Origin of the sequence: Actinomadura mexicana (assembly GCF_900188105.1) — a bacterium.
GTDB classification, from domain to species: Bacteria; Actinomycetota; Actinomycetes; order Streptosporangiales; family Streptosporangiaceae; genus Spirillospora; species Spirillospora mexicana.
On the sequence record NZ_FZNP01000010.1, the window covers coordinates 19,527 to 39,637 of the forward strand.

Consider the following 20,111-nt stretch of genomic DNA (forward strand, 5'->3'; position numbering starts at 1 on the left):
CCCCGAGGCTCGGGCCCTACCTCCCTCGCGGTCCGTGCCCGCTCAGCCGTCGAGCATCCGCCACAGGGTGAGGGCGAGCCGGGCCCGGGTCAGCCCCGCGGGCTCGGTGAGCTCGAAGCCCAACGTCTTCGCGAGCTGTTCGAGTCGGCGGCCCACGCTGCTGTGGTGCAGGTGGAGGTGGTCGGCCGCCTGGCGCAGGGAGCCGGTGGCGCAGTAGGCCTCCAGCGTGTCCAGCTCGTCCCCGGTCCCCGCCAGCCGGGCGATCGCGGCCACGTCGGCGTTGCCGCGCGCGGCCGCAGGGGGGACCTCGGCGAGCAGTGCCAGCGCGCCCAGATCCTCGTAGCGGACGACGGGTTCGCGCGTGCCGGTGAAGCGCAGGGCGGTACGGGCCTCGCGCCAGCAGTGGTCGGGCCGTTCCGCGGCGCCGATGCCCGCGCGGGCGCCCGCCGGAAACCGGGCCGCGTCGATGGCGGTGGCCAGGACGACGCCGACGCCGGCGAGCGGCGCCGCCCTCACCGGCCGGCCGGGGCAGACCAGGGCGCCGATCCGGTCGAGGGGAAGCGGTGACCGGACGGCGGCGACGCGGACGGGCAGGTCGGCCGCGAAGCCCAGCAGCCGCAGCGCCCGGGCCCTGGCCGCCTCGTCGCCGCCGGGACTGATCACCAGCTCGACCAGGGCGGGGTCGGCCATGGTGGTGCGGGCCGGGCCGTACCTCTCGAAGACCGCGGCGGCGGCGATGGCGAGTCGGTCCAGGACCGCCTCGTCGAGCGGACCGGGCGGTCCGGGGCGTTCCAGCCAGACCGTGCCGATCTCCTCCTCGTCGAGGACGATCGGTGCCGCGGTGGACGCGGGCGCCGGTGGCCCGGAGGCGGTCCCGCCGTCGGGGGCGACGCGGATCACCCGCCCCGCACCGTGGAGCCGGACGCCCGCGACGCACTCGGCCAGGCCCGCCGAGGCCCGGACGAGCGCGGGCAGGTCGACCCGCCGCCGCATCAGCGTGTCGTAGAACATGACGACGCGGATCATGCCGTCGACGTGCGGATCCAGTCCGGACAGCCGTTCGACCAGGGCCTCCATGGGCACGAGGATAAGCGCCGGTCGGCGCACGATCCAGGCGGGATGCGCGACGGGTGGCGGATGCGCCCGCCGGGCGGCGACGATGAGGATGGCCTCATGGATCCCGAACTGGAAGCGTTCCTCCCGTTCCTACCGGACACCGACCTGACCGACCCGGTCGGCGCGCGCGAGAGCTTCGCCGAGCGCGCCACCGCGCGGCCCGCGCCGGACGTCGCCGACATGCGGATCGAGGACCGAACGGTGCCGGCCGACCCGGACGTGCCCGTGCGGATCTACCGCCCGCGCGAGGCCCAGGGCGCCGTCGTCTGGCTGCACGGCGGAGGGTTCGTCTTCGGCGACCTGGACACCGAGCACCCGTGGGCCGCTCGCATCGCCCGCGGCTCCGGTGCCGTGGTGATCTCGGTGGACTACCGGCGGTCCCCCGAGAACCGCTTCCCGGCCGCGCTCGACGACGCCTGTGCCGTGCTGGCCTGGACCGCCGGGCACGCGGCCGAGCTCGGCGTCGACCCCGGCCGGATCGCGGTCGGCGGGCACAGCGCCGGCGCGGGGCTGGCGGCCGCGGTGGCGCTGCGGGCACGCGACGAGCAGGGGCCGCCGATCCGCTTCCAGCTGCTGAACGAGCCCGGGCTCGACGACCGGCAGGAGACCTGGTCGCAGCGCACCTTCACGGACACGCCCTGGCACGACCGCGGCAAGGTCGCCCTGGCGTGGCGGCACTACCTGGGCGGCGCGCCCGCCACGCCGTACGCGGCCCCGGGACGGACCGCCGACCTCACCGGCCTGCCCCCCGCCTACATCGCCACCGCGGAGTTCGACCCCGTCCGCGACGAGGGCATCGACTATGCCGTCCGCCTGCTGCGGGCGGGCGTGTCGGTAGAGCTGCACCAGTGGCCCGGCACCTTCCACGGGTCCCAGGCGATCCTGTCGGCGGAGGTGTCGCAGCGGCAGATCGCCGCCCTCTCGGCCGCCCTGCGCCGCGCCCTTTCCGACTGAGCTCCGGGCACGCCACCCGCGCCGCCGGTTGTGTTCCACCTGCCCGAAACCAAGACCGAGGAGTCCTCCGATGCCCGACCACGCGCACACCGCCGCCGCCGACCACTCCCGCCTGACCGCCTTCGGCGATCATCTGATCGCGCTGCACGACGAACTCCGCCGCGACATCGCCGCCCTGCGGGAGGAGGCGGCCCGGCTCCCCGCCGACGACGCCGCCGGCCCGCTCGTCCTGCCCGACCGGCTCCGCAGCCACTGCCTGACGTTCTGCCAGGCGCTGCACGACCACCACACCACCGAGGACCGCTCTGTCTTCCCCTTCCTGTCGCGGGAGCACCCCGAGCTGTCCGAGGTACTGGACCGCCTCGCGTCCGACCACCGCATCATGGCCACCCTCCTCACCGACCTCCGCAGGGCCGCCGCGGCTCCTCACGCCCCCGGTTTCCGCGCGGAGCTGGAACGGCTGGCGGTCGAGCTCCTGACCCACCTCGACCGCGAGGAGCACTACCTGGTCCCGGTCCTCAACACTCTGACGAACCTCCCCGTCCACTGAAGTGCCGCCGGCACTGGAGGACTGGACCGCCGGTCCGCCGGACACGCCGTCACCCGTGCTCTCCGCCACGGACAGGGCATGCCGTTCCCTCACCAACGGGCGCTCGGATGTCGAGAATCCTCGGTTCCAGGCGGCCGGCTGGAGCGGCGAGGGGACGGCGCGGAGGCTGGACTCATGACCGACATCGACCGGATCGACCACTCAGTCCTCTACACCACCGACATGGACGCGACGGCCGCGGCCTACGCAGCCCTGGGCTTCACCTTGAGCCCGCTGTCGATGCACATGGGCTCCGCACGTCCCGGCGGCGAGCGCGAGCCGATGGGCGCCGGCAACCGCTGCGCCCTGTTCGGACAGAACTACCTCGAGCTGCTCGGGCTGTTCGGCGACGGGAGCGTCGACCCCTGGAACATCCGCCCTCTGATCGCCGAGTACGAGGGCCTGCACGGCTACTCGTTCGGCTGCGTGGACGCGGAGACCACCGCGGAGCGGCTGCGCCGGGCAGGGCTGTCCTCGTCGGGGGTGCTGCCGCTCCAGCGCGACGTGCACACCCCCGACGGCTCCGCCACCGCCCGGTTCCAGGCCATCCATCTGGAGCGGTCGCTCACGCCCGAGGGCCTGGTGCACGCGGCCCGCCACCTGACGCCGGAACTGATCCATCAGCCCCGGTACCTGGAGCACGCCAACGGCGCGGCCCACCTGGAGAGCGTCCTGCTGGTGGTCGACGACGGCGAGCTCGCCGCCACCGCGGACCGGTACGCGCGCATCCTGGGCGTGCCCGCCGTCGCCGAGGAGCCACGCCTGGTGCTGCGGCTGGCGCTGGGGCAGGTGGAGATCGTCGCGGCCGCCGCCTTCGGCGAGGTCCTGCCCGGTGAGGAGATCCCGGCCCTGCCGTACATGGCGAGCCAGACGGTGGCGGTCGCCGACCTCGGCGCCGCGCGCACGCTGGTGGAGAGGAACGGCTTCGCCACGCGGGACCTCCCGGGCGGCGGCTTCTTCGTCGGCGCGGCCCAGGCGCGAGGGGCGGCACTCGCCTTCCAGCAGGTGCGCTGATGGCGGCCGCAGGCGCCTACCTCGGCATCCGGTACGGGACGGCGGGGCGGCTGGCGGCGCCCCAGGCCGTCCCGGACCTCGGCGACGCCGGCCGCGGCGGCCGGGACCGGGTCGGCCCGGCCGCGCCCCAGCCGCCGTCCCGGCTGGAGCACGTCATGGGGCCGGGCAGCGGCCTGGAGCAGAGCGAGGACTGCCTGTCGCTCAACGTCTGGACGCCGGGCGGCACCGGGCTCCCGATCCTGGTGTGGCTGCACGGCGGCGGCTTCTCCAGCGGGTCGGGCGGTGAGGCGTGGTACGACGGCGGGCTGCTCGCCCGGCGCGGCCGCATGGTGGTCGTCACGCTCAACTACCGGCTGGGCGCCTGGGGGTATCTCCGCCTGCCCGGCGGCGAGGCGAATCTCGGTCTGCTCGACCAGACGCTGGCGCTGCGCTGGGTGCGGCGGAACATCGCCCGCTTCGGCGGCGACCCGGACCGGGTGACCCTGGCAGGCCAGTCCGCCGGTGCCCTCTCGGCACTGGCCATGCTGCGCGACGAGGCCTGCGACGACCTGTTCCACCAGGTCGTCCTGCAGAGTCTGCCCGCCGGGGTGCGCCCCCACGGCGCGGAGAAGGCGGCCCGCATCGCCGATCTCTTCCTGGAGGCGCTGGGAACCGACGTCATGACGGCGTCCACCGCGTCGATGCTGGCCGCTCAGGGCGAGGTCGCCCTGCGCACCGCGAGGCCGGGAGAGATCACCCCGCCGTTCCAGCTGGTCGAGGACTTCCGCCGGACCAGGGCGCCGCGGCAGGTCCCGATGCTGATCGGGACCACCCGCGACGAGATGCGCGCGTTCCTCCCCCGCGCACCCGCGGAGGAGACCGACCGGCTGTTCCGGAACGGCAGCCTGGAACTCGCCGCGGGCATGACCGCCTCCTACGCCTACCGGTTCGACTGGTCCCCCACCGCGAGCCCCCTCGGGGCGTGCCACTGCATCGAGCTGCCGTTCGTGTTCGGCGGCCTGAACGCCTGGCGGGACGCGCCCATGCTGGCCGGGGCCGATCCGGCCGACCTGCGGCGCCTGGTCGACCGCGTCCAGCAAGCGTGGACCGCCTTCATCCACGGCGGGTCACCGGGCTGGCATCGGTACGGCCATCAGGCCGAGGTCCACCGCTTCCTCTAGAAGCCCCGATCCGCTTGCTGCTGCGGATGATCGGCGCGCTCTCCACCTGGCGGATGCCCGGAAGCGCGCCGATCCCGGCCTCCAGGTACTCGTACAGGGCCGACACGTCCCGGCAGGCGGCGAACACCAGCAGGTTCGTGGGCCCCGTGGTCGCCGCCACGAAGGCGGCCTCCGGATGCGCGGCCAGAGCCTCGGCCGTCCGCCGCAGAGCGGACGGCTCGACGGTGAGCCACAGCATGGCCACCGTGTCGTAGCCCAGCAGCAGCGGGTCGATGTCCACGTCGAAGAAGACCGCCCCGGTGTGGCGCAGCTGGTCCAGCCTGCGCCGGGCCGTCATCTCCGAGGCTCCGATCGCTTTGGCCAGGTCCGCGTACCCCGCCCGCCCGTCCTGGAGGAGCACCTCCAGCAGCCGCTCGTCCTCCTGGGTCAGGGCGGTGGCCTCATCGTGCCGATCGCCTGGGCCGGGGGCCAACGCGGCGACCTGCGCGGACGTGAGCGCGTCGGTCCGGCCGTGCCACCCGGTAGGGCCCCCGGCGAACACCCGCAGGACGCAGTGCGCGCTGACCCCGGTGACCTGCGGCGTCCGGGGGAGCTGCCCGAGCAGCAGCGCGTCGCGCCGCCGCCGGTCCCGCGCTTGCACGACGCAGACGATCTGCGTGCCGCCCGACGTCAGGCTCACCCACAGGGTGTCGTCCCTGCGGGCGAGCGCGTCCGCGATCGCGTTGGCCGCCTCGGGCAGGGCCTGGATGCGCAGCACCCATTCCACCCAGCCGAGGCGCTGCGCCACCGGGCGGCCCACCACGCGCAGCGCGCCGGTCGTGCGCAGCCGGCGGTACCGCCGCGCGACCGTCTGGTCCGACACTCCCAGCACGGCCGCGATCCGGCTGAAGCTCGCACGCCCGTCGACGTGCAGCGCATGGACGATCCCCCTGTCCAGCCCGTCCAGGGCGGCCTCCTCCATCCCGCCAACCTAGACGTCCGGTCGGCCGGGGATGCGCGGCGGCCCCGGGGCGGCGGGCCGCGGCCGCCCGGAGGCGGTCTCGGACTCCGTGTCGCCCTTCATGGCGACCGGCACCCCGCCCATGCGGCGGACCACTGAATTGCGTCGGCCTCGCCGCACCCCGTTCCACCCGCGAACCCTCAGGTCGAGGTCTTCTGGCGGCGGGTCCAGTCGGGGCGGAGAAGTTCGTATTCGACTTCGCCGTGTTCGGTGCCGGGGATGGGGTCGTCCCAGTGCCGGTGGAAGGTGCGCAGGTAGGTCAGGCCGGACTTCTCCATGACGCGGCGGGAGGCGGCGTTGACGGCCATGGTCTGGGCGAAGACGCGGTGGACGCCGAGGTCGGTGAACGCCTTGGCGATCAGGGCGCGTGATCCTTCGGTGGCGTATCCCCGTCCCCAGCCGGCCGCGCGCAGGCAGTAGCCGAGTTCGGCCTGCCGGGCGTCGTGGCCGTCGGCCGGTTCGAGGGCGAGCCAGCCGATGAAGTCGCCGGTGGCTCGCTCCACCGCGGCCCAGCGGCTGAGCGGGCCCCGGTCGTACCAGGCGAGGATCTTGGCGAGGGTCCGGTCCCTCAGGTGGGCGCGCGGGGTGGGCCTGCCGCCGGTGAGGAACCGCATGACCTCCGGGTCGCCGTCGAGCCGGACGAGGTCGTCCAGGTCGTCCTCGGTGAAACGTCGCAGCAGCAGCCGGTCGGTGGTGAGAAATACCTGCACGGAGCCGAGTCCTCCGGGTCGCCGACGGAGACGGCCGCGGCGTGATCACCTCTGGGCGGCGACGAACGAGATCGCGTGTCGGCCGTGCGAGTCATTGTAAAACCCTCGGCGGTGGAGGCGTCCGCCGCCGGCGCCCAGTCGGAGCCTGCGGTTTCCTCCGGTGCCAGAAGCGGGAAACGGTCGGGCGCGAAGGAGGCGCCGCCCCCGTGAGGGTGCTCTTGGAACGGTCCTTTCGTACCGGAAGAGGTAAATGATCAGAATTGTCCTAACTTCACCCCTAGAATCATGCGTTCGGATACCCGGACAGGGAGGTCCGTCCGTGAGCGGTGAGCAACACCCGGAGTGGGTGGCCGATTCCGAGACGCCCAGCGTTGCTCGGATGTACGACTACTACCTCGGCGGCAAGGACAACTTCGCGGCGGATCGCGAGGCCGCCGACCAGGTGGTGGCCGCGATGCCGAACGTGCTGGAGTTCACCCGCGCCAACCGCAGGCTGCTGTCGCGGGCCGTGACGATGATGGCCGACCGCGGCATCCGGCAGTTCCTCGACATCGGCTCCGGGCTTCCGACGCAGGAGAACGTGCACCAGGTGGCCCAGCGCGCGGCCCCCGGCTCCACCGTCATCTACGTCGACAACGACCCGATCGTGCTCACGCACGCGCGGGCGCTGCTGGCCGACAACCCGCTGACGACGGTCATCCAGGCCGACCTGCGCGAACCGGAGAGCGTCCTGGACGACCCCGAGGTGAAGGCACGGATCGATTTCGACCGGCCGGTGGGCCTGCTGTTACTGGCCATCCTGCACTTCATCCCGGACGAGGCGCGCCCGGCGGAGATCGTGGCGAGGCTCCGCGCGCCGCTGGCCCCCGGGAGCCACGTGGCCATCACGCACGGCCACCGCGGCGAGGTCACCACGCAGGTCGAGGAGCAGGTCCGGGACGCGTACGGCAGGACGGGGGCCGGCGACATCATTCCGCGCGGGATCGACGAGGTCATGGCGTTCTTCGAGGGCACCGAACTGGTCGGCCCCGGCCTGGTCCAGGTGGCCGACTGGCGGGCGGACGCCGAGCCGTCCCCGTCCGACATGTCCCGGCCGGGCTTCCTCGCGGGCGTGGGAAGGGTGATCTGATGCTGCCGACGAACCTGCTGTTCGGCCGGGCGTTCAGCGAGGACCCGTACGCCGTGTACGCCGAGCTGCGGGCGTCGGGGCCCGTCCATCCGATCGACTTCCCTCCGGGCGCCGCCGCCTTCCTCGTGGTCGACCACGAGCACGGCCGCGCGGCCCTGAGCGATCCGCGCCTGTCGAAGGACACCGCGTACAGCGCCGTGCCCGTGAACGCCGAGCTGTTCTTCGGCGGCACGATGCTCGGGATGGACCCGCCCGGCCACACCCGGATGCGCGGGCTCGTGGCCAAGGCGTTCACCGCCCGGCGGGTGGAGCGGCTGCGCCCCCGCGTCCAGGAGATCGCCGACGGGCTGCTGGACGGCATCGCGGCCCGCGGCGAGGCCGACCTGATCGAGGACTTCGCCGTCCCGCTGCCGATCCAGGTCATCTGCGAGCTGCTCGGCGTACCGGGACGCGACCGGGCCCGGTTCCGCGAGTGGACGGCCGTGCTGACCGTGCCGGCGCTGACCGCCGAGGCCCGCGAGCGCCGCCGCGAGGCGGCCCGGGCGTTCAACGGCTACCTGCTCGGCGTCATCGCCGAGCGGCGGGCCCGCCCCGAGGACGACATGGTCAGCGCGCTGATCACCGCCCGGGACGGGGACGCCGCCCTGACCGAGGCGCAGATGCTCGGCACCGTCGCGCTGCTGCTCATCGCCGGGCACGAGACCACCGTCAACCTCATCGGCAACGGGGTGCTCGCCCTGCTCCGCGAGCCCGGCCAGCTCGAACTGCTCCGGGCGCGGCCCGACCTGCTGCCGTCCGCGGTCGAGGAGCTGCTGCGGTTCGACGGCCCGGTGGAGCGGGCGAGCCAGCGCATCGCCCTGGAGGACATGGAGATCGCCGGAACGCCGATCCCCAAGGGCGCCTGGGTGCACGTCTCGCTCGGCGCCGCCGACCGGGATCCCGCGGTGTTCGAGGCCCCCGACCGGCTGGAGGTGGCCCGCGCTCCCAAGGGGCACGTCGCCTTCGGCCACGGCCCGCACTTCTGCCTCGGCGCCCCGCTGGCCCGGCTGGAGGGCCGGATCGCCATCGGCGGCCTGCTGGACCGCTTCCCCGATCTCGCCCTCGCCGTGCCGGCCGCCGAACTGCGCCACCACCGCAACGGCTCGATCGTCCGCGGCCTGGTCTCCCTTCCCGTACGGGTCTGAGCCTCCGCGGCGCTTCAGCGGCATGTCCAGATCGCGGGCCGCGACCTATGCTCGGAGCGGGGAGCAGGACGGGCGGGTGGTGACATGGCGATGGCGGAAGGCGGCCTGTCCCGGCGCGTCCCGGCGCCGGGCGGGTGAGGGCCTCGACGGCCGGGCGCCTGCCGCGCCGGCGGTGGTTCTGGCTGGTGGCCGCGGCCGCGGCGATCCTGCTCATCTCCGGGTTCGTGCTGGTCGAGCCCAAGGCGGCCGGGGACGCGTCCCTGCGGGTCATGACCTACAACCTGCGCGGTGTGAACGATCCGCCGCCGCGCGACTGGAAGACCCGGCTGCCGCTGGTCAGGCGCCTGCTGCGCGAGCACGATCCGGATCTGCTCGGGGTCCAGGAGGCCCGGTGGCACCAGGTGCGGGACCTCGCCCGGACGCTGCCAGGGTACGGCTGGATCGGGCTCGGCAGCCAGGGCGGCACCCGCGACCAGTTCCTGGCGATCTTCTACCGCGAGCAGCGGTTCGAGGTGCTCGACTTCGACCACTTCTGGCTGTCCGACACGCCCTCCGTGATCGGCTCGGCCACCTGGGGCAACCGCTACGTCCGGATGGTGACGTGGGCCAAGTTCCGCGACCGCCGCACCGGGACGGTGTTCTACCAGGCCAACACGCATCTGGACAACATGTCGGCGGGCTCGCGGGTGAAGAGCGCCCGGCTGATCCTCGACCGCGTCCGCGGTTTCCAGGCGGGGGCGCCGGTCGTTCTCACCGGCGACTTCAACGACACGGCCGGGGCGTCCCCGGCGTACGCGGTCCTCACCGGGCCTGACGCGTTCCGCGACACCTGGACGGCGGCCGACCGGCACGGGCCGCAGTACCGCACCGAGAACCACTGGCTGCCTCCGGAACCGGGCGGCAGGCGGATCGACTGGATCCTCGTGCGGGGCCGGATCAGGACGACGTGGGCCGAGATCGACCCGTACCGGGCCGGCGGGGTCCACCCGTCCGACCACGACCCCGTGGTCGCCCGCCTCGCCTTCCGGGACTGACCCGCCCGGGACGGCGAACGGCCGAGCCCCGTGGGACTCGGCCGTCGGCGGTGTGCGAGGGGTCAGGCGAGGCCGGACTTCTTCAGCCACTCCTCGGCGACCTTCTCCTGGTCGTCCTTGTCGATGGCGACGCGCTTCATCATGTCCAGGAGGTCCTGGGTGGTGAGCTTGGCGGAGACGCCGTTCAGCGCCGCCCTGGCCTTCTCGTCCACCGCCTTCGTGTTGACCAGCGGCGTGACGTTCTGGGCGGAGAAGACGTTCTCCGGGTCCTCCAGGACGACGAGCTTGTTCTGCTGGATCGTCGGGTCGGTGGTGAACAGGTCGGCGGCCTGGACCTTGTTCTCGGTGAGCAGCTTCACCAGGGTGGCCTGGGCGCCGGCGTCGAACGGCTGGAACTTCTTGAAGTCCAGGCCGTAGACCTTCTTGAGGCCGACGAGGCCCTGCTGGCGGGTCTTGAACTCCGAGGGCCCTGCGATGACGAGGTCCTTGGCGACCGGCTTGAGGTCGGCGATGGACTTCAGGCTGTACTTGGCGGCCGTCTGCGGGTTGACGGTGACGGAGTCCTTGTCCTCCGCCTTCGCGGAGTCGAGGATCTCCACGCCGGCGGGCAGCTTGGCCTTGAGCGCGGCGTTGATCTCCTCGGTGGTCGCGGCCGTGCTGGTCTTGTCGACCGAGGTGGTGAGCAGTGCGCCGTTGTACTCGGGCATCACGCTGATGCCGCCCTTGACGACCTGGTCGTAGTAGATCTCGCGGGCGCCGATGTTGAACTTGCGGGTGACCTTGACGCCCTTGGCCTCCAGCGCCTGCGCGTAGAGCTCGCCGAGCAGGTTGCTCTCGGGGAAGTTCGCGCCTCCGACGGTGACGGTGCCGTTCCCGCCGCCCCCCGAGAGCGGGTTGCCGTCGTCGCCGGAGTCGCCGCTGCCGCAGGCGGACAGCGACAGGGCGGCCACGAGGCCGACGACCGCGCCCCTGATGAGTTTGTTCATGGTGCTCTTCCTTCGGTGTCAGGAGGATCGGGCGGAGCCGAGCAGGCCCGGTGAGACGAGGAGGCGGCGCAGTGCCGCGAAGGCCGCCTGGACGATCAGCGCGAGCAGCACCACCAGGACGGTGCCCCCGACGACGAGCTGGTAGTCGTTGCGGGCCAGGCCGTCGATGATGTAGCGGCCGAGGCCGCCGAAGCCGGGGTAGGCGGCGATGGTGGCGGTGGCGACGACCTGGATCGCGGACGTGCGCAGCCCCAGCAGGATGAGGGGAAGCGCCATCGGCACCTCGACCCGCCACAGTACGCTCCAGCCGGTCATGCCCATGCCGCTGGCCGCGTCCTTGGCGTCGGCGTCGACGCCGCGGATGCCCTCGAAGGTGTTGACCAGGATCGGCGGGACGGCGAGGGCGACGAGCGCGACCAGTACCGGCGTGATGCTGTACTCGATCACCACGACGATCAGTACCAGGCCGAAGGTGGGGACGGCGCGGGCGACGTTCGCCAGGCTGATCGCGAGGAACCCGCCCCGGCCGGTGTGCCCGACGAGCAGGCCGAGCGCGAGGCCGATGACCGCGGCGCACACCAGCGCCACGCCGCTGTAGTAGACGTGCTGGAGCAGGCGGTGCGGGATGCCGTCGCCGCCGTGCCACTGCGAGGACGTGGTCAGCCACGTCCAGAACAGGTCGATCTGGTTCCACAGCTCGTTCATGAGGTCATCCGGGCTCGGGCCCACGGGGTGAGCAGGCGTTGGACGGTGACCAGGATCGCGTCGGTGACCAGGGCCAGCAGGACGATCAGGACGGTGGCGGCCAGGATCTGCGTCTGGAACTGCAGCTGGTAGCCGCGGATGATGTCGTAGCCGAGGCCGCCCTGGCCGATCAGCTGGCCGACCGCGACGAGGCTGATGGAGGAGACGGCGGCGACGCGCGTCCCGGCGATGACGATGGGCACCGCGATCGGCAGCTCCACCTGGAGCAGGCGCCGCAGCGGGCCGAAGCCCATCGCGGTGGCCGCCTGCCGGACGGGCTCGGACACCGACGCCAGCCCGTCCACCACGTTCGGGACGAGCACCGACAGGCTGTACAGGGTCAGCGGGATCATGACCGTGGCCGCGGTCAGGCCGGTGTACTGGATGAAGACCATGAACAGCGCGAGCGACGGGATCGCGTAGAAGATGTTCGAGACCGTCAGCGCCGGCGGGTAGAGCCAGCCCCAGCGGCGGCACAGCATGCCGACCGGCAGCGAGATGATCAGGCCGAACAGCACCGGCAGCAGCGCGAGCCGCAGGTGGATGAGGGCGTGCTCGGTCAGCGTGTCGGTGTGCTCGCCGATCCAGCCCCAGTCGATGTCCATCAGCCGGCGCCTCCGGCGTCGGACTCCTCCGGATCGGCGGGCCGCTCGGGTTCGCCGGGCCGCTCAGGTTCGCCGGCCTGCTCGGGTTCGCCGGCCTGCTCGGGGCGGTCGGGCACGGCGGCGGCGCCGCGGCCGTGGGTGGGGACGGCGAGCAGGTCGGTCCCGCTCGCGGTGCCGACGACCGCGCCGGCCTCGTCGACGCCGACCGCCAGGCCGGACGGGGACAGGACGGCCGCGTCCAGCGCGGTCCGCACGGAGTCGCCCCCGACCTGGAAGGTGGGGCCGACCGGGCTGAGCCTGGCCTTGCCGAGCGGCCCGGTCGCCTGCGCCGGGCGGGCCCAGCCGAGGGGACGCCGGTCGTCGTCGACGACGAGCACCCATTCCGCCCCGGCCGACTGCGCCGCGTCCGCGCTCGCCGCGCGGACCGCGTCGCCGCTCAGCCGCAGGCCGCCCGTCTCGGCGAAGGAGAGGGTGCGGATGCCGCGGTTCTGGCCGATGAAACCGGCGACGAACTCGTCGGCCGGGTGGGCCAGGATGTTCTCGGGACTGTCGATCTGGACGAGCCTGCCGCCGGTCTGGAACACCGCGATCCGGTCGCCGAGCTTGATGGCCTCGTCGATGTCGTGGGTGACGAACACGATCGTCTTGTGCAGCTCCTCCTGGAGGCGGAGGAACTCGTCCTGCAGTTCGGCGCGGACGACGGGGTCGACGGCGCTGAACGGCTCGTCCATCAGCATGATCGGCGGGTCGGCGGCGAGGGCCCGCGCGACCCCGACGCGCTGCTGCTGGCCGCCCGACAGCTGGAACGGGTACCGCTTGCCCATCGCGGGGTCGAGCCCGACCCGCTCCATCAGCTCCAGCGCCCGCGCCCGCGCCTTCTTCTTGTTCCAGGAGAGCAGGTACGGGACGGTGGCGATGTTGTCGAGGATGGTGCGGTGCGGGAAGAGCCCGGCGTGCTGGATCACATAGCCGATGCCGCGCCGCAGCTCGGCGGGCTTGCGCTCGCGGACGTCCTCACCGTCGATCAGCACGTGCCCGGACGTCGGCTCGACCATCCGGTTGATGGTCCGCAGCGCGGTGGTCTTGCCGCCGCCGGAGGTGCCGACGAACACGGTGATGCGGCCCGCGGGGCATTCGAGGCTCACGTCGTCGAGCGCGACGGTCCCCCCGGGATAGCGCTTGGTGACGCCCTCAAAGGTGATCAACGAATCACGTCCTCGCCGGGCGTCCCGCATGACGCCGATGATCGAATTCCGACTACGAGCCAACCGTAACCAATGGGTACCGTCATCTCAGTGTCCCGGCATGTCCGGAACGTCAAGCATGAAAGCATATCTACCGGTAATGCAGGGAAAGTAGCGTGTCGGGGTGGAGAACAGCCGAATCGTTATCGACGGGACTTTGCTCACATGCGCTCAGGTGGCGCGCGCGGCCCGGGAGGATGTGACGGTCGCCATAGCCGCGGCCGGCGTGCAGCGGGCGCGCGACGCCTGGCGGGTCGTCCGCGAGGTCACCGAGGCGCAGCCGGTGTACGGGCGGACGACGGGGGTCGGCGCCAACCGCGTCGTGGACGTCGAGTGGGAGGACGCCGACGCCCACGGGCTGCGGCTGCTGCGCAGCCACGCGGCCGGAGCCGGGCCGCTGGTCGCGCCGGAGATCGTCCGGGCGATGCTGGCCGTCCGGCTGAACCAGATCGCGGCGGGCGGCTCGGGCGTGGAGCCCGGCGTGCTGCAGGCCCTGGCGGACGTGCTCAACCTGGGCCTGCTCCCCCCGGTGCCGGTCTACGGGGCGATCGGAACCGGCGACCTGACGGCGCTGGCGTCGACCGCGCTGTGCCTGCTCGGCGAGCGGCCGTGGCTGCCGGGCCCGGACGGCGGGCAGGAGCGCGGCCCCGGCTACCGGCTCCGCTCCCCCGACGCGCTGGCGTTCATCAGCTCCAACGCCGCCACGCTCGGCGAGGCGGCGCTCGCGGTCGCCGACCTGCGGCAGGCGCTGCGCGCCTCGACGGTCGTGGCGGCGCTGTCGCACTTCGCCGTCCGGGGCTCGGAGGAGCCGTTCGCCCAGCCGGTGCAGGACGCGTGCCCGCATCCGGGCCAGCGGCAGGCCGCGGCGGCGATGCGCGCGCTGCTCGCCTTCGACCGGCCCGCGCCGATGCGCATCCAGGACCCGTACGGCTACCGGGCGTTCCCGCAGGTGCACGGCCCCGCGCTGGAGGCGGCCGGCTACGCCGAGGAGGTCGTCACGCGGGAGATCAACGCCGCCTCCGAGAACCCGCTGGTGGACGTCCCCGGGCGGACGGTCTGGCACAACGGCAACTTCCACACCGCCTACGTCGGGCTCGCCCTGGACACCGCCCGCGCGGCGCTGTTCCAGACGATGGCGCTGGCCGCCGCCCGCCTCGGCACGCTGGCCGAACCGTCGTTCACCGGCCTCTACCCGTTCCAGGGCGAGACGGAGGCCTCGTCCGGGATCATGATCCTGGAGTACGTGGTGCACTCCTGCCTGGCCGACGTCCGGCGCCTCGCCACCCCCGCGGCGCTCGGCAGCGCGGTGCTGTCGCGCGGCGTCGAGGAGCACGCCGGCTTCTCGACGCAGTCGGCGCGCGCGACCACCGACGCGGTCGCCGCCTACCGGCTCGGGCTCGGCTGCGAGCTGGTGGCCGCCGTCCGCGCGCTGCGGATGCAGGGGCGGGCGCCCTCCGGCGGGCCGCTGCGCTCGGCGTGGGACATGGCGGGCGCCGTCCTCGACCCGCGGATCGAGGACCGGCCGCTGGACGCCGACATCGCCGCCGCCGCGGACCTCCTGCCGCACCTGGCCCGGCTGCACCCCTGACCCTCAGCCCGCCGTGCTCTGGCCGGTCGAGGCGCGGACGCGCAGCGACGGCTCGCGGACGACGCGGCGCTTGCGCGGCTTGCCGTCGATGACGTCGACGACCAGCCGGACGGCGGAGTGCACGATGCCGTCGATGTCCCACTCGACGCTGGTGAGCGGCGGGGACAGCAGCGCCGACATCGGATGGTTGTCGTAGCCGCAGACGGCCACGTCGCCGGGGACGTCCAGGCCCAGCTCGCGGGTGGCGGCGTAGACGCCGTAGGCGATGGAGTCGGCGAAGCAGAAGACGGCCGAGGGGCGGTTCGGGCCGCCGAGCACCCGCAGCGCGACCTCGGTGGACTCGGCGAGGGACTGCGGCACCACCACGACGTCGACGCACAGGCCGAGCCGCTCGGCCTCGGCGTTGACGTGCACGTCGGCCGGGCGGTCCGGCGTGCTGTCGAGGGTGGGGGTGAACACGGTGAGGCGCTCGTGCCCGAGCGCCCGCAGGTGCTCCAGCGCGAGCGTCACGCCCCGCCGGTTGTCGAAGACGACCTCGCCCTGCGCCTGGCCGCCGTGCAGGGAGTCGCCGATGGACACGACGGGGATCGCGGCCGCCAGCTCCGACCACAGCGCGGCGGACGGGTCGAGCGGCTGGACGATCAGGCCGTCCACCCGCTGGTCGCGCAGCCGCCGGGCGAGGGCCAGCTCGCGCTCGGGGTCGCCGCCGGCGTCCACGATCAGGGCGTAGCGGCCGCGGGCGAGCAGCGCCCGCCCGATGCCGACCGCGAGGGACTGCTGCCAGTAGTCCTCCAGCGAGCCGCACAGCAGGCCGACCTGGTCGCTGCGCCCGCTCGCCAGCGCACGCGCGATCGGGTGGGCCTCGTAGCCGAGCTCGCGCGCCGCGGCGCGGACGCGCTCCTGCGTCTCCTCGGAGGTCTGGATGCCGCGCAGCGCGTAAGAGACGGCCGCCGGCGACAGCCCCGTCGCCTGTGCCACTTCCCGGATGGTCGCGCGCTTGCGCTTTTCCGACACCCCTCCAAGCGTAGAGGCCGTGACCGACAGAACACGGCACCGCCCTTGACGAGATCGTCACTGAAGCGGTTCACTGAAACGGTTAACTGATGCGGTTCAGACGCTTCGACCTGGCGGTTCGCGCCGGGTCGCGGGCCTGACGGACCGTACCCACCGACTATTTCGGAGAGGAGCGAACCCCGTGTCCTCCGAGGTCCTGCCCCGTCCCAGCAGCCTGGAGCGCCTGCCCGGCCGCGCCCTTGACAAGCGGGAACTGCGGGAGCTGGTCGACGACCTGGCCGAGCGGCCCGGCCTGTGGCGGCCGCACGTCGCGTTCCCCGAGGGGCGCCGCCACTACGTCTCCCTGCACAGGGACGAGCACGTCGACGTCTGGCTGCTGTGCTGGACGCCCGAGAACGACACCGGCTGGCACGACCACGACATCTCCTCGGGGGCCGTCCGCGTCGTCGCCGGCGCCATCGAGGAGAACAACCCGCGCATCGGCGGCGAACCCCTGCGCACCGTCATGCCGGAGGGCGCGTCCTTCTGCTTCGGCCCCGAGCACATCCACCGGCTCACGGGGGTGGAGGACGCCAGCGTCTCGATCCACGCCTACTCGCCGCCGCTGTGGCGGCTCGGCCAGTACTCCATCGACGAGTCCGGCGTGATGCGCCGGACGCCGGTCAGCTACACCGAGGAACTCCAGTCGCCGGACGAGCCGGCCTGAGGTGCCCCGGCGGGCCCGTCCGGGGGAGACGGGCCCGCCAGAGGCGGCACGTCCGGTCGAGCCCGCTCGCAACGGCCGGACGCACATACCTCACTCAGCGCGGACGGTCTCGAATGTGTCACACCGCCGTCCGAAATGACGGTCGCTCAGCGCGCAGACGGCGATGACGGCGGCGAATCAGGAGGCGGCGGCCCTCAGCAGGCCCGCCTCGCAGTGGGTGTCCGGGAGGCGGGCAGGAGGTCAGGTGCGCGCCGCGTCCACCGGGGCGCGATCGCGAGGTTCACCGCCGTTGAGGTCAGCACCGCCGTGTCCACCCCGATCGCCACGGGCAGCGACCGTAGACGCTTCCCCATGCGGCCGCATGGGCTTCAACGACGCCATGAGCCGGGCCTTCATCCATGCCGCGCCGGGGCGTTCCACCAGGCGGTGCACGGCGTAGGCGGCCAGCAGCGAGGCGCCGATGACCACCGCCAGCGCCGTCCAGCGGTCGAGTCCCGGATACACCGCGTCCAGCAGGGGAAGCGCGAGCTGGGAGTGGACGAGGTAGAGGGGGTAGGTGAGCGCCCCGAGGACGGTCAGGCCCCGCCGGCGCAGCCGGCCCAGCCGCCCGGTCGCGACGAGGACCATCACCGCGAAGATCCCCGTGATGACGGCGCCGACCACGGTCTCGTCCGCGCCCCCGAACACGTTCTCCGCGCGCCAGGCGCCCCACCGCAGCGCCACCAGGTAGGAAGCGGCGACGTACCCCCAGAGCAGCAGCGTCGGGCCGAACCGGTGGATCATGTACAGCGCCATGCCCGCGATGAAGTAGCAGCTCCAGGTCGGGACCAGCATCACCTGCAGCACCCTGCTGTCGGCCTCGTCGGCGAAGACCCCGCCGAGCATCCAGGCCGCCATGAAGATCAGGCAGGAGCGGTAGGTGATCCCGATCCCCGCGAGGACGGCGGCGAGCACGTAGAAGTGCAGTTCGACCCAGAGCGTCCAGTAGACGGCGTCCACGTTCCGCAGGCCGAGCCCGCCCTGCAGCATCGTCAGGTTCGGGACGACCAGGCCGGGGACGCCGTGCCCCGTCCGGAACAGCGCGTAGACGGCGGCGCCCAGCAGCACGCTCACCCAGTACGCGGGCATCAGCCGGACGAGCCGGGAGATGCCGAACTCCCCTGGGCCGCGTCCCCACGCGCTCATGAGGATCACGAACCCGCTGATGACGAAGAACAGGTCGACGCCGAGGTAGCCGAACCGGGTGACCGGCGCGATCTCGGGGAAGACCTCCTGCGAGGGCGCGGGCCACGCCCCGGCGCCGCCGAACCCCGTGAAGTGGTACAGCACCACCGCCAGCGCGGCCGCGAAGCGCAGCAGGTCGAGTTCGCGTAGCCGTTCCCGTCGAGTCACCGCGGAACCCTCCCGCCGCCAGGTGGCCCGGTCCGAGCCGCCGGGTGAACGGCGGATGTAGGGAAGGACGCGATTCGCCGCCGCGGCCGGTGACGACACGGCCGCGGGACGGTGACGGCATGGTCGCGGAGTGCGCGCGTGAGCGGCGCCAGGTCAGTAAGATACGGATGCGTCCCCCGATTTCATTGGTGGTATTCCATGACATCTCGCCGCGCCCGACGCGGCGCGGCGACCCGGACGCTGTGCCTGAGCCTGGCGGCGGTCCTGTCGCTCGCCGGAAGTACCCTGCTCGCGGGGTGTTCCCTGCTCGCGGGGTCGGTGCACAAGCAGGCCGTGGCGGACGGCCCGAAGGACGACGGGGCGCGCAAGGCCCCGCCCGTGGTGATGTTCCTCGGCGACAGCTACACGGTCGGCGACCGCGGCGTCCAGCCGGAGTCGACCTACGCCTCCGCGACCGCGCGGCTGCTCGGCTGGCAGGTCGTCGTCGGCGGCCGGTCCGGGACGGGGTACGTCCAGAAGGGCCGCGCCCCGCACGCGTTCCTCGGCCAGTTCGAGAGCCAGCTCGGCTGGCGCCCGGCGCCCGACATGCTGGTCGTGTCCGGCGGCCACAACGACTGGCGGATCCCCCCGCCGCAGGTCGCGGCGGCGGCGCACGTGCTGCTGGAGCGCGCCCGGCAGCGCTGGCCCGGGACGCGCCTGGTGGTGGTGGGCCCGCTCTGGGGGACGGGGACCCCGCTCCCCGGCGCGCTCGCCGTCCGGGACGCGCTGAAGAACCTCGCCGGGCAGCTCGGCATCCCGTTCGTCGACCCGATGGGCGAGGGCTGGATCACCGGCGACCTGCTGACCGGCCAGGGCAACGCGCCGCACCTCATCAAGCGCGACCGCACCCACCCGACGCCGGCGGGCCACCTGTACGTGGCGACCCGCCTGGCGGCGGACCTGAAGCGGGTGGGCCTCGCGCACCCCGTCCGCAAGAGCTGAGCGTCAGCGGGGCGCGGGCCGGGCGAGGGTGAGGGAGAAGTCGCCCGCCTCGTCCGTCCAGAACTCGGCGAGCTCCATCCCGGCGGCGCCGAGCTCCGCCTCCATCCGCTCCCGCCGGAACTTGGCGGAGATCTCGGTGCGCATCTCCTCCCCCTCCGCGAACGACACGTCGAGGTCGAGGCCGCCGACGCGGACGTTCTGGGCGCGCAGCGACCGCAGCCGCATCTCGATCTGCTCCTCGGCGGCGTTCCAGGCCGCGACGTGCTCGAACGCGCCGATGTCGAAGTCGGCGTCCAGCTCCCGGTTGATGACCGACAGGACGTTGCGGTTGAACTCGGCGGTGACGCCCGCCGCGTCGTCGTAGGCGCGCACGAGGCGCCCGGGGTCCTTGACGAGGTCGGCGCCGAGCAGGAGGAAGTCGCCCTCGTCCATGGTGGCGCGCAGCCCGCCGAGGAACCCGATGCGCTCGGCGGGCGGCATGTTGCCGATCGTCCCGCCGAGGAAGGCGATGAGGCGCCGCTCGCCGCCGGGCAGCAGGGGCAGGTGCTGCTCGTAGTCGGCGGCGACGGCCCGGACGGCGAGGCCGGGGTGGTCGGCGGCGATCCCGGCCGCGGCCTGCTCCAGGAAGTCGCCGCTGACGTCCACCGGCACGTAGGTGCGCAGCGTGCCGGACAGCGCGTCCAGCAGCAGCCGGGTCTTCTCCCCCGAGCCCGCGCCGAGCTCCAGCAGCGTCCGGGCGCCGGTGGCGGCGGCGATGCCGGCCGCGCGGGCGGCGAGGATCTCCCGCTCCCGCCGGGTCGGGTAGTACTCCTCCAGCCGCGTGATCTCCTCGAAGAGCGCGCTGCCGCGCTCGTCGTAGAACCACTTGGACGGCAGGGTCTTGGGCGTGCCGGCGAGCCCCTCCCTGACGTCCCGGCGGAGCGTCTTGGCGAGGTCGTCGTCGGTCAGGAACCGGTCCACG

The 20,111-nt window shown here is 73.2% G+C and carries 20 protein-coding genes; 10 read left to right on the forward strand and 10 right to left on the reverse strand.

Annotation, left to right across the window (positions count from 1 at the left end; translation table 11 throughout):
- Positions 1–42: 42 nt before the first annotated feature.
- Positions 43–1,077 (reverse strand): helix-turn-helix domain-containing protein, encoded by a 1,035-nt coding sequence (locus CHC11_RS24900; RefSeq protein ID WP_089314243.1) that lies wholly within the window; start codon positions 1,075–1,077, stop codon positions 43–45.
- A 96-nt stretch (positions 1,078–1,173) separates the two neighbouring features.
- Between CHC11_RS24900 and CHC11_RS24905 the strand changes: the two genes are divergently transcribed.
- The 4 genes from CHC11_RS24905 to CHC11_RS24920 all read left to right on the forward strand — a co-directional run bounded on the left by CHC11_RS24905 (position 1,174) and on the right by CHC11_RS24920 (position 4,833).
- Positions 1,174–2,070: an alpha/beta hydrolase gene (locus CHC11_RS24905; protein ID WP_089314500.1), complete on the forward strand. Its 897-nt coding sequence runs from the start codon at positions 1,174–1,176 to the stop codon at positions 2,068–2,070.
- 70 nt (positions 2,071–2,140) lie between these two features.
- Entirely contained in the window at positions 2,141–2,620 is a 480-nt protein-coding gene (locus CHC11_RS24910; protein ID WP_089314244.1) for a hemerythrin domain-containing protein, read from the forward strand.
- Positions 2,621–2,794: 174 nt separating this feature from the next.
- On the forward strand, positions 2,795–3,673 hold the full coding sequence (locus CHC11_RS24915; protein WP_179278988.1) for a VOC family protein: 879 nt from the start codon (positions 2,795–2,797) through the stop codon (positions 3,671–3,673).
- Entirely contained in the window at positions 3,673–4,833 is a 1,161-nt protein-coding gene (locus CHC11_RS24920; protein WP_089314246.1) for a carboxylesterase family protein, read from the forward strand. The genes CHC11_RS24915 and CHC11_RS24920 overlap by 1 nt, the downstream gene beginning before the upstream one ends.
- On the opposite strand, the gene CHC11_RS24925 is transcribed toward CHC11_RS24920, so the two are convergent.
- Together CHC11_RS24925 and CHC11_RS24930 are read right to left on the reverse strand one after the other, a co-directional pair.
- A complete protein-coding gene (locus CHC11_RS24925) occupies positions 4,766–5,794 on the reverse strand; it encodes an Lrp/AsnC family transcriptional regulator (RefSeq protein ID WP_089314247.1) in 1,029 nt (342 codons plus the stop codon). The genes CHC11_RS24920 and CHC11_RS24925 overlap by 68 nt on opposite strands.
- 179 nt (positions 5,795–5,973) lie before the next feature.
- The gene (locus CHC11_RS24930; protein ID WP_089314248.1) at positions 5,974–6,543 is read right to left on the reverse strand and encodes a GNAT family N-acetyltransferase; all 570 of its coding nucleotides are present in this window, start codon (positions 6,541–6,543) and stop codon (positions 5,974–5,976) included.
- Between the two features lie 319 nt (positions 6,544–6,862).
- Here CHC11_RS24930 and CHC11_RS24935 point away from each other — a divergent pair, with 319 nt between their 5' ends.
- From CHC11_RS24935 to CHC11_RS24945, 3 genes are all read left to right on the forward strand, one after another.
- A complete protein-coding gene (locus tag CHC11_RS24935; protein WP_245919726.1) occupies positions 6,863–7,672 on the forward strand; it encodes an SAM-dependent methyltransferase in 810 nt (269 codons plus the stop codon).
- Positions 7,672–8,856, forward strand: coding sequence for a cytochrome P450 family protein (locus tag CHC11_RS24940; protein ID WP_089314250.1), 1,185 nt, complete (start codon positions 7,672–7,674; stop codon positions 8,854–8,856). Before CHC11_RS24935 ends, CHC11_RS24940 begins: the two co-directional genes overlap by 1 nt.
- A 134-nt stretch (positions 8,857–8,990) precedes the next feature.
- Positions 8,991–9,890 carry an endonuclease/exonuclease/phosphatase family protein gene (locus CHC11_RS24945; protein WP_089314251.1) on the forward strand — a complete coding sequence of 300 codons (900 nt, stop codon included), beginning with the start codon at positions 8,991–8,993 and terminating at the stop codon, positions 9,888–9,890.
- A gap of 62 nt (positions 9,891–9,952) precedes the next feature.
- Here CHC11_RS24945 and CHC11_RS24950 read toward each other — a convergent pair whose 3' ends face one another.
- From CHC11_RS24950 to CHC11_RS24965, 4 genes are read right to left on the reverse strand one after another with little or no spacing between them, the layout of a single operon-like run.
- Positions 9,953–10,876, reverse strand: a complete 924-nt coding sequence (locus CHC11_RS24950) for an ABC transporter substrate-binding protein (protein ID WP_089314252.1) — start codon at positions 10,874–10,876, stop codon at positions 9,953–9,955.
- Positions 10,877–10,894: 18 nt separating this feature from the next.
- Positions 10,895–11,581 (reverse strand): ABC transporter permease, encoded by a 687-nt coding sequence (locus CHC11_RS24955; protein WP_089314253.1) that lies wholly within the window; start codon positions 11,579–11,581, stop codon positions 10,895–10,897.
- Positions 11,578–12,225 (reverse strand): ABC transporter permease, encoded by a 648-nt coding sequence (locus CHC11_RS24960; RefSeq protein WP_089314254.1) that lies wholly within the window; start codon positions 12,223–12,225, stop codon positions 11,578–11,580. Before CHC11_RS24960 ends, CHC11_RS24955 begins: the two co-directional genes overlap by 4 nt.
- The gene (locus CHC11_RS24965) at positions 12,225–13,430 is read right to left on the reverse strand and encodes an ABC transporter ATP-binding protein (RefSeq protein ID WP_089314255.1); all 1,206 of its coding nucleotides are present in this window, start codon (positions 13,428–13,430) and stop codon (positions 12,225–12,227) included. The genes CHC11_RS24960 and CHC11_RS24965 overlap by 1 nt, the downstream gene beginning before the upstream one ends.
- 163 nt (positions 13,431–13,593) lie before the next feature.
- Here CHC11_RS24965 and CHC11_RS24970 point away from each other — a divergent pair, with 163 nt between their 5' ends.
- Positions 13,594–15,057 carry an aromatic amino acid ammonia-lyase gene (locus CHC11_RS24970; RefSeq protein ID WP_089314256.1) on the forward strand — a complete coding sequence of 488 codons (1,464 nt, stop codon included), beginning with the start codon at positions 13,594–13,596 and terminating at the stop codon, positions 15,055–15,057.
- A gap of 3 nt (positions 15,058–15,060) precedes the next feature.
- Here CHC11_RS24970 and CHC11_RS24975 read toward each other — a convergent pair whose 3' ends face one another.
- Positions 15,061–16,035, reverse strand: coding sequence for a LacI family DNA-binding transcriptional regulator (locus CHC11_RS24975; RefSeq protein ID WP_245919730.1), 975 nt, complete (start codon positions 16,033–16,035; stop codon positions 15,061–15,063).
- A gap of 217 nt (positions 16,036–16,252) precedes the next feature.
- Here CHC11_RS24975 and CHC11_RS24980 point away from each other — a divergent pair, with 217 nt between their 5' ends.
- Positions 16,253–16,777, forward strand: coding sequence for a cysteine dioxygenase (locus CHC11_RS24980; protein WP_089314258.1), 525 nt, complete (start codon positions 16,253–16,255; stop codon positions 16,775–16,777).
- A gap of 240 nt (positions 16,778–17,017) precedes the next feature.
- Here CHC11_RS24980 and CHC11_RS24985 read toward each other — a convergent pair whose 3' ends face one another.
- Entirely contained in the window at positions 17,018–18,169 is a 1,152-nt protein-coding gene (locus CHC11_RS24985) for an acyltransferase family protein (protein ID WP_179278989.1), read from the reverse strand.
- A gap of 198 nt (positions 18,170–18,367) precedes the next feature.
- Between CHC11_RS24985 and CHC11_RS24990 the strand changes: the two genes are divergently transcribed.
- The gene (locus CHC11_RS24990; RefSeq protein ID WP_089314260.1) at positions 18,368–19,150 is read left to right on the forward strand and encodes an SGNH/GDSL hydrolase family protein; all 783 of its coding nucleotides are present in this window, start codon (positions 18,368–18,370) and stop codon (positions 19,148–19,150) included.
- Positions 19,151–19,153: 3 nt separating this feature from the next.
- Here CHC11_RS24990 and egtD read toward each other — a convergent pair whose 3' ends face one another.
- Positions 19,154–20,110, reverse strand: a complete 957-nt coding sequence (gene egtD / locus CHC11_RS24995) for an L-histidine N(alpha)-methyltransferase (protein WP_089314261.1) — start codon at positions 20,108–20,110, stop codon at positions 19,154–19,156.
- Between the last annotated feature and the right edge of the window lies 1 nt (position 20,111).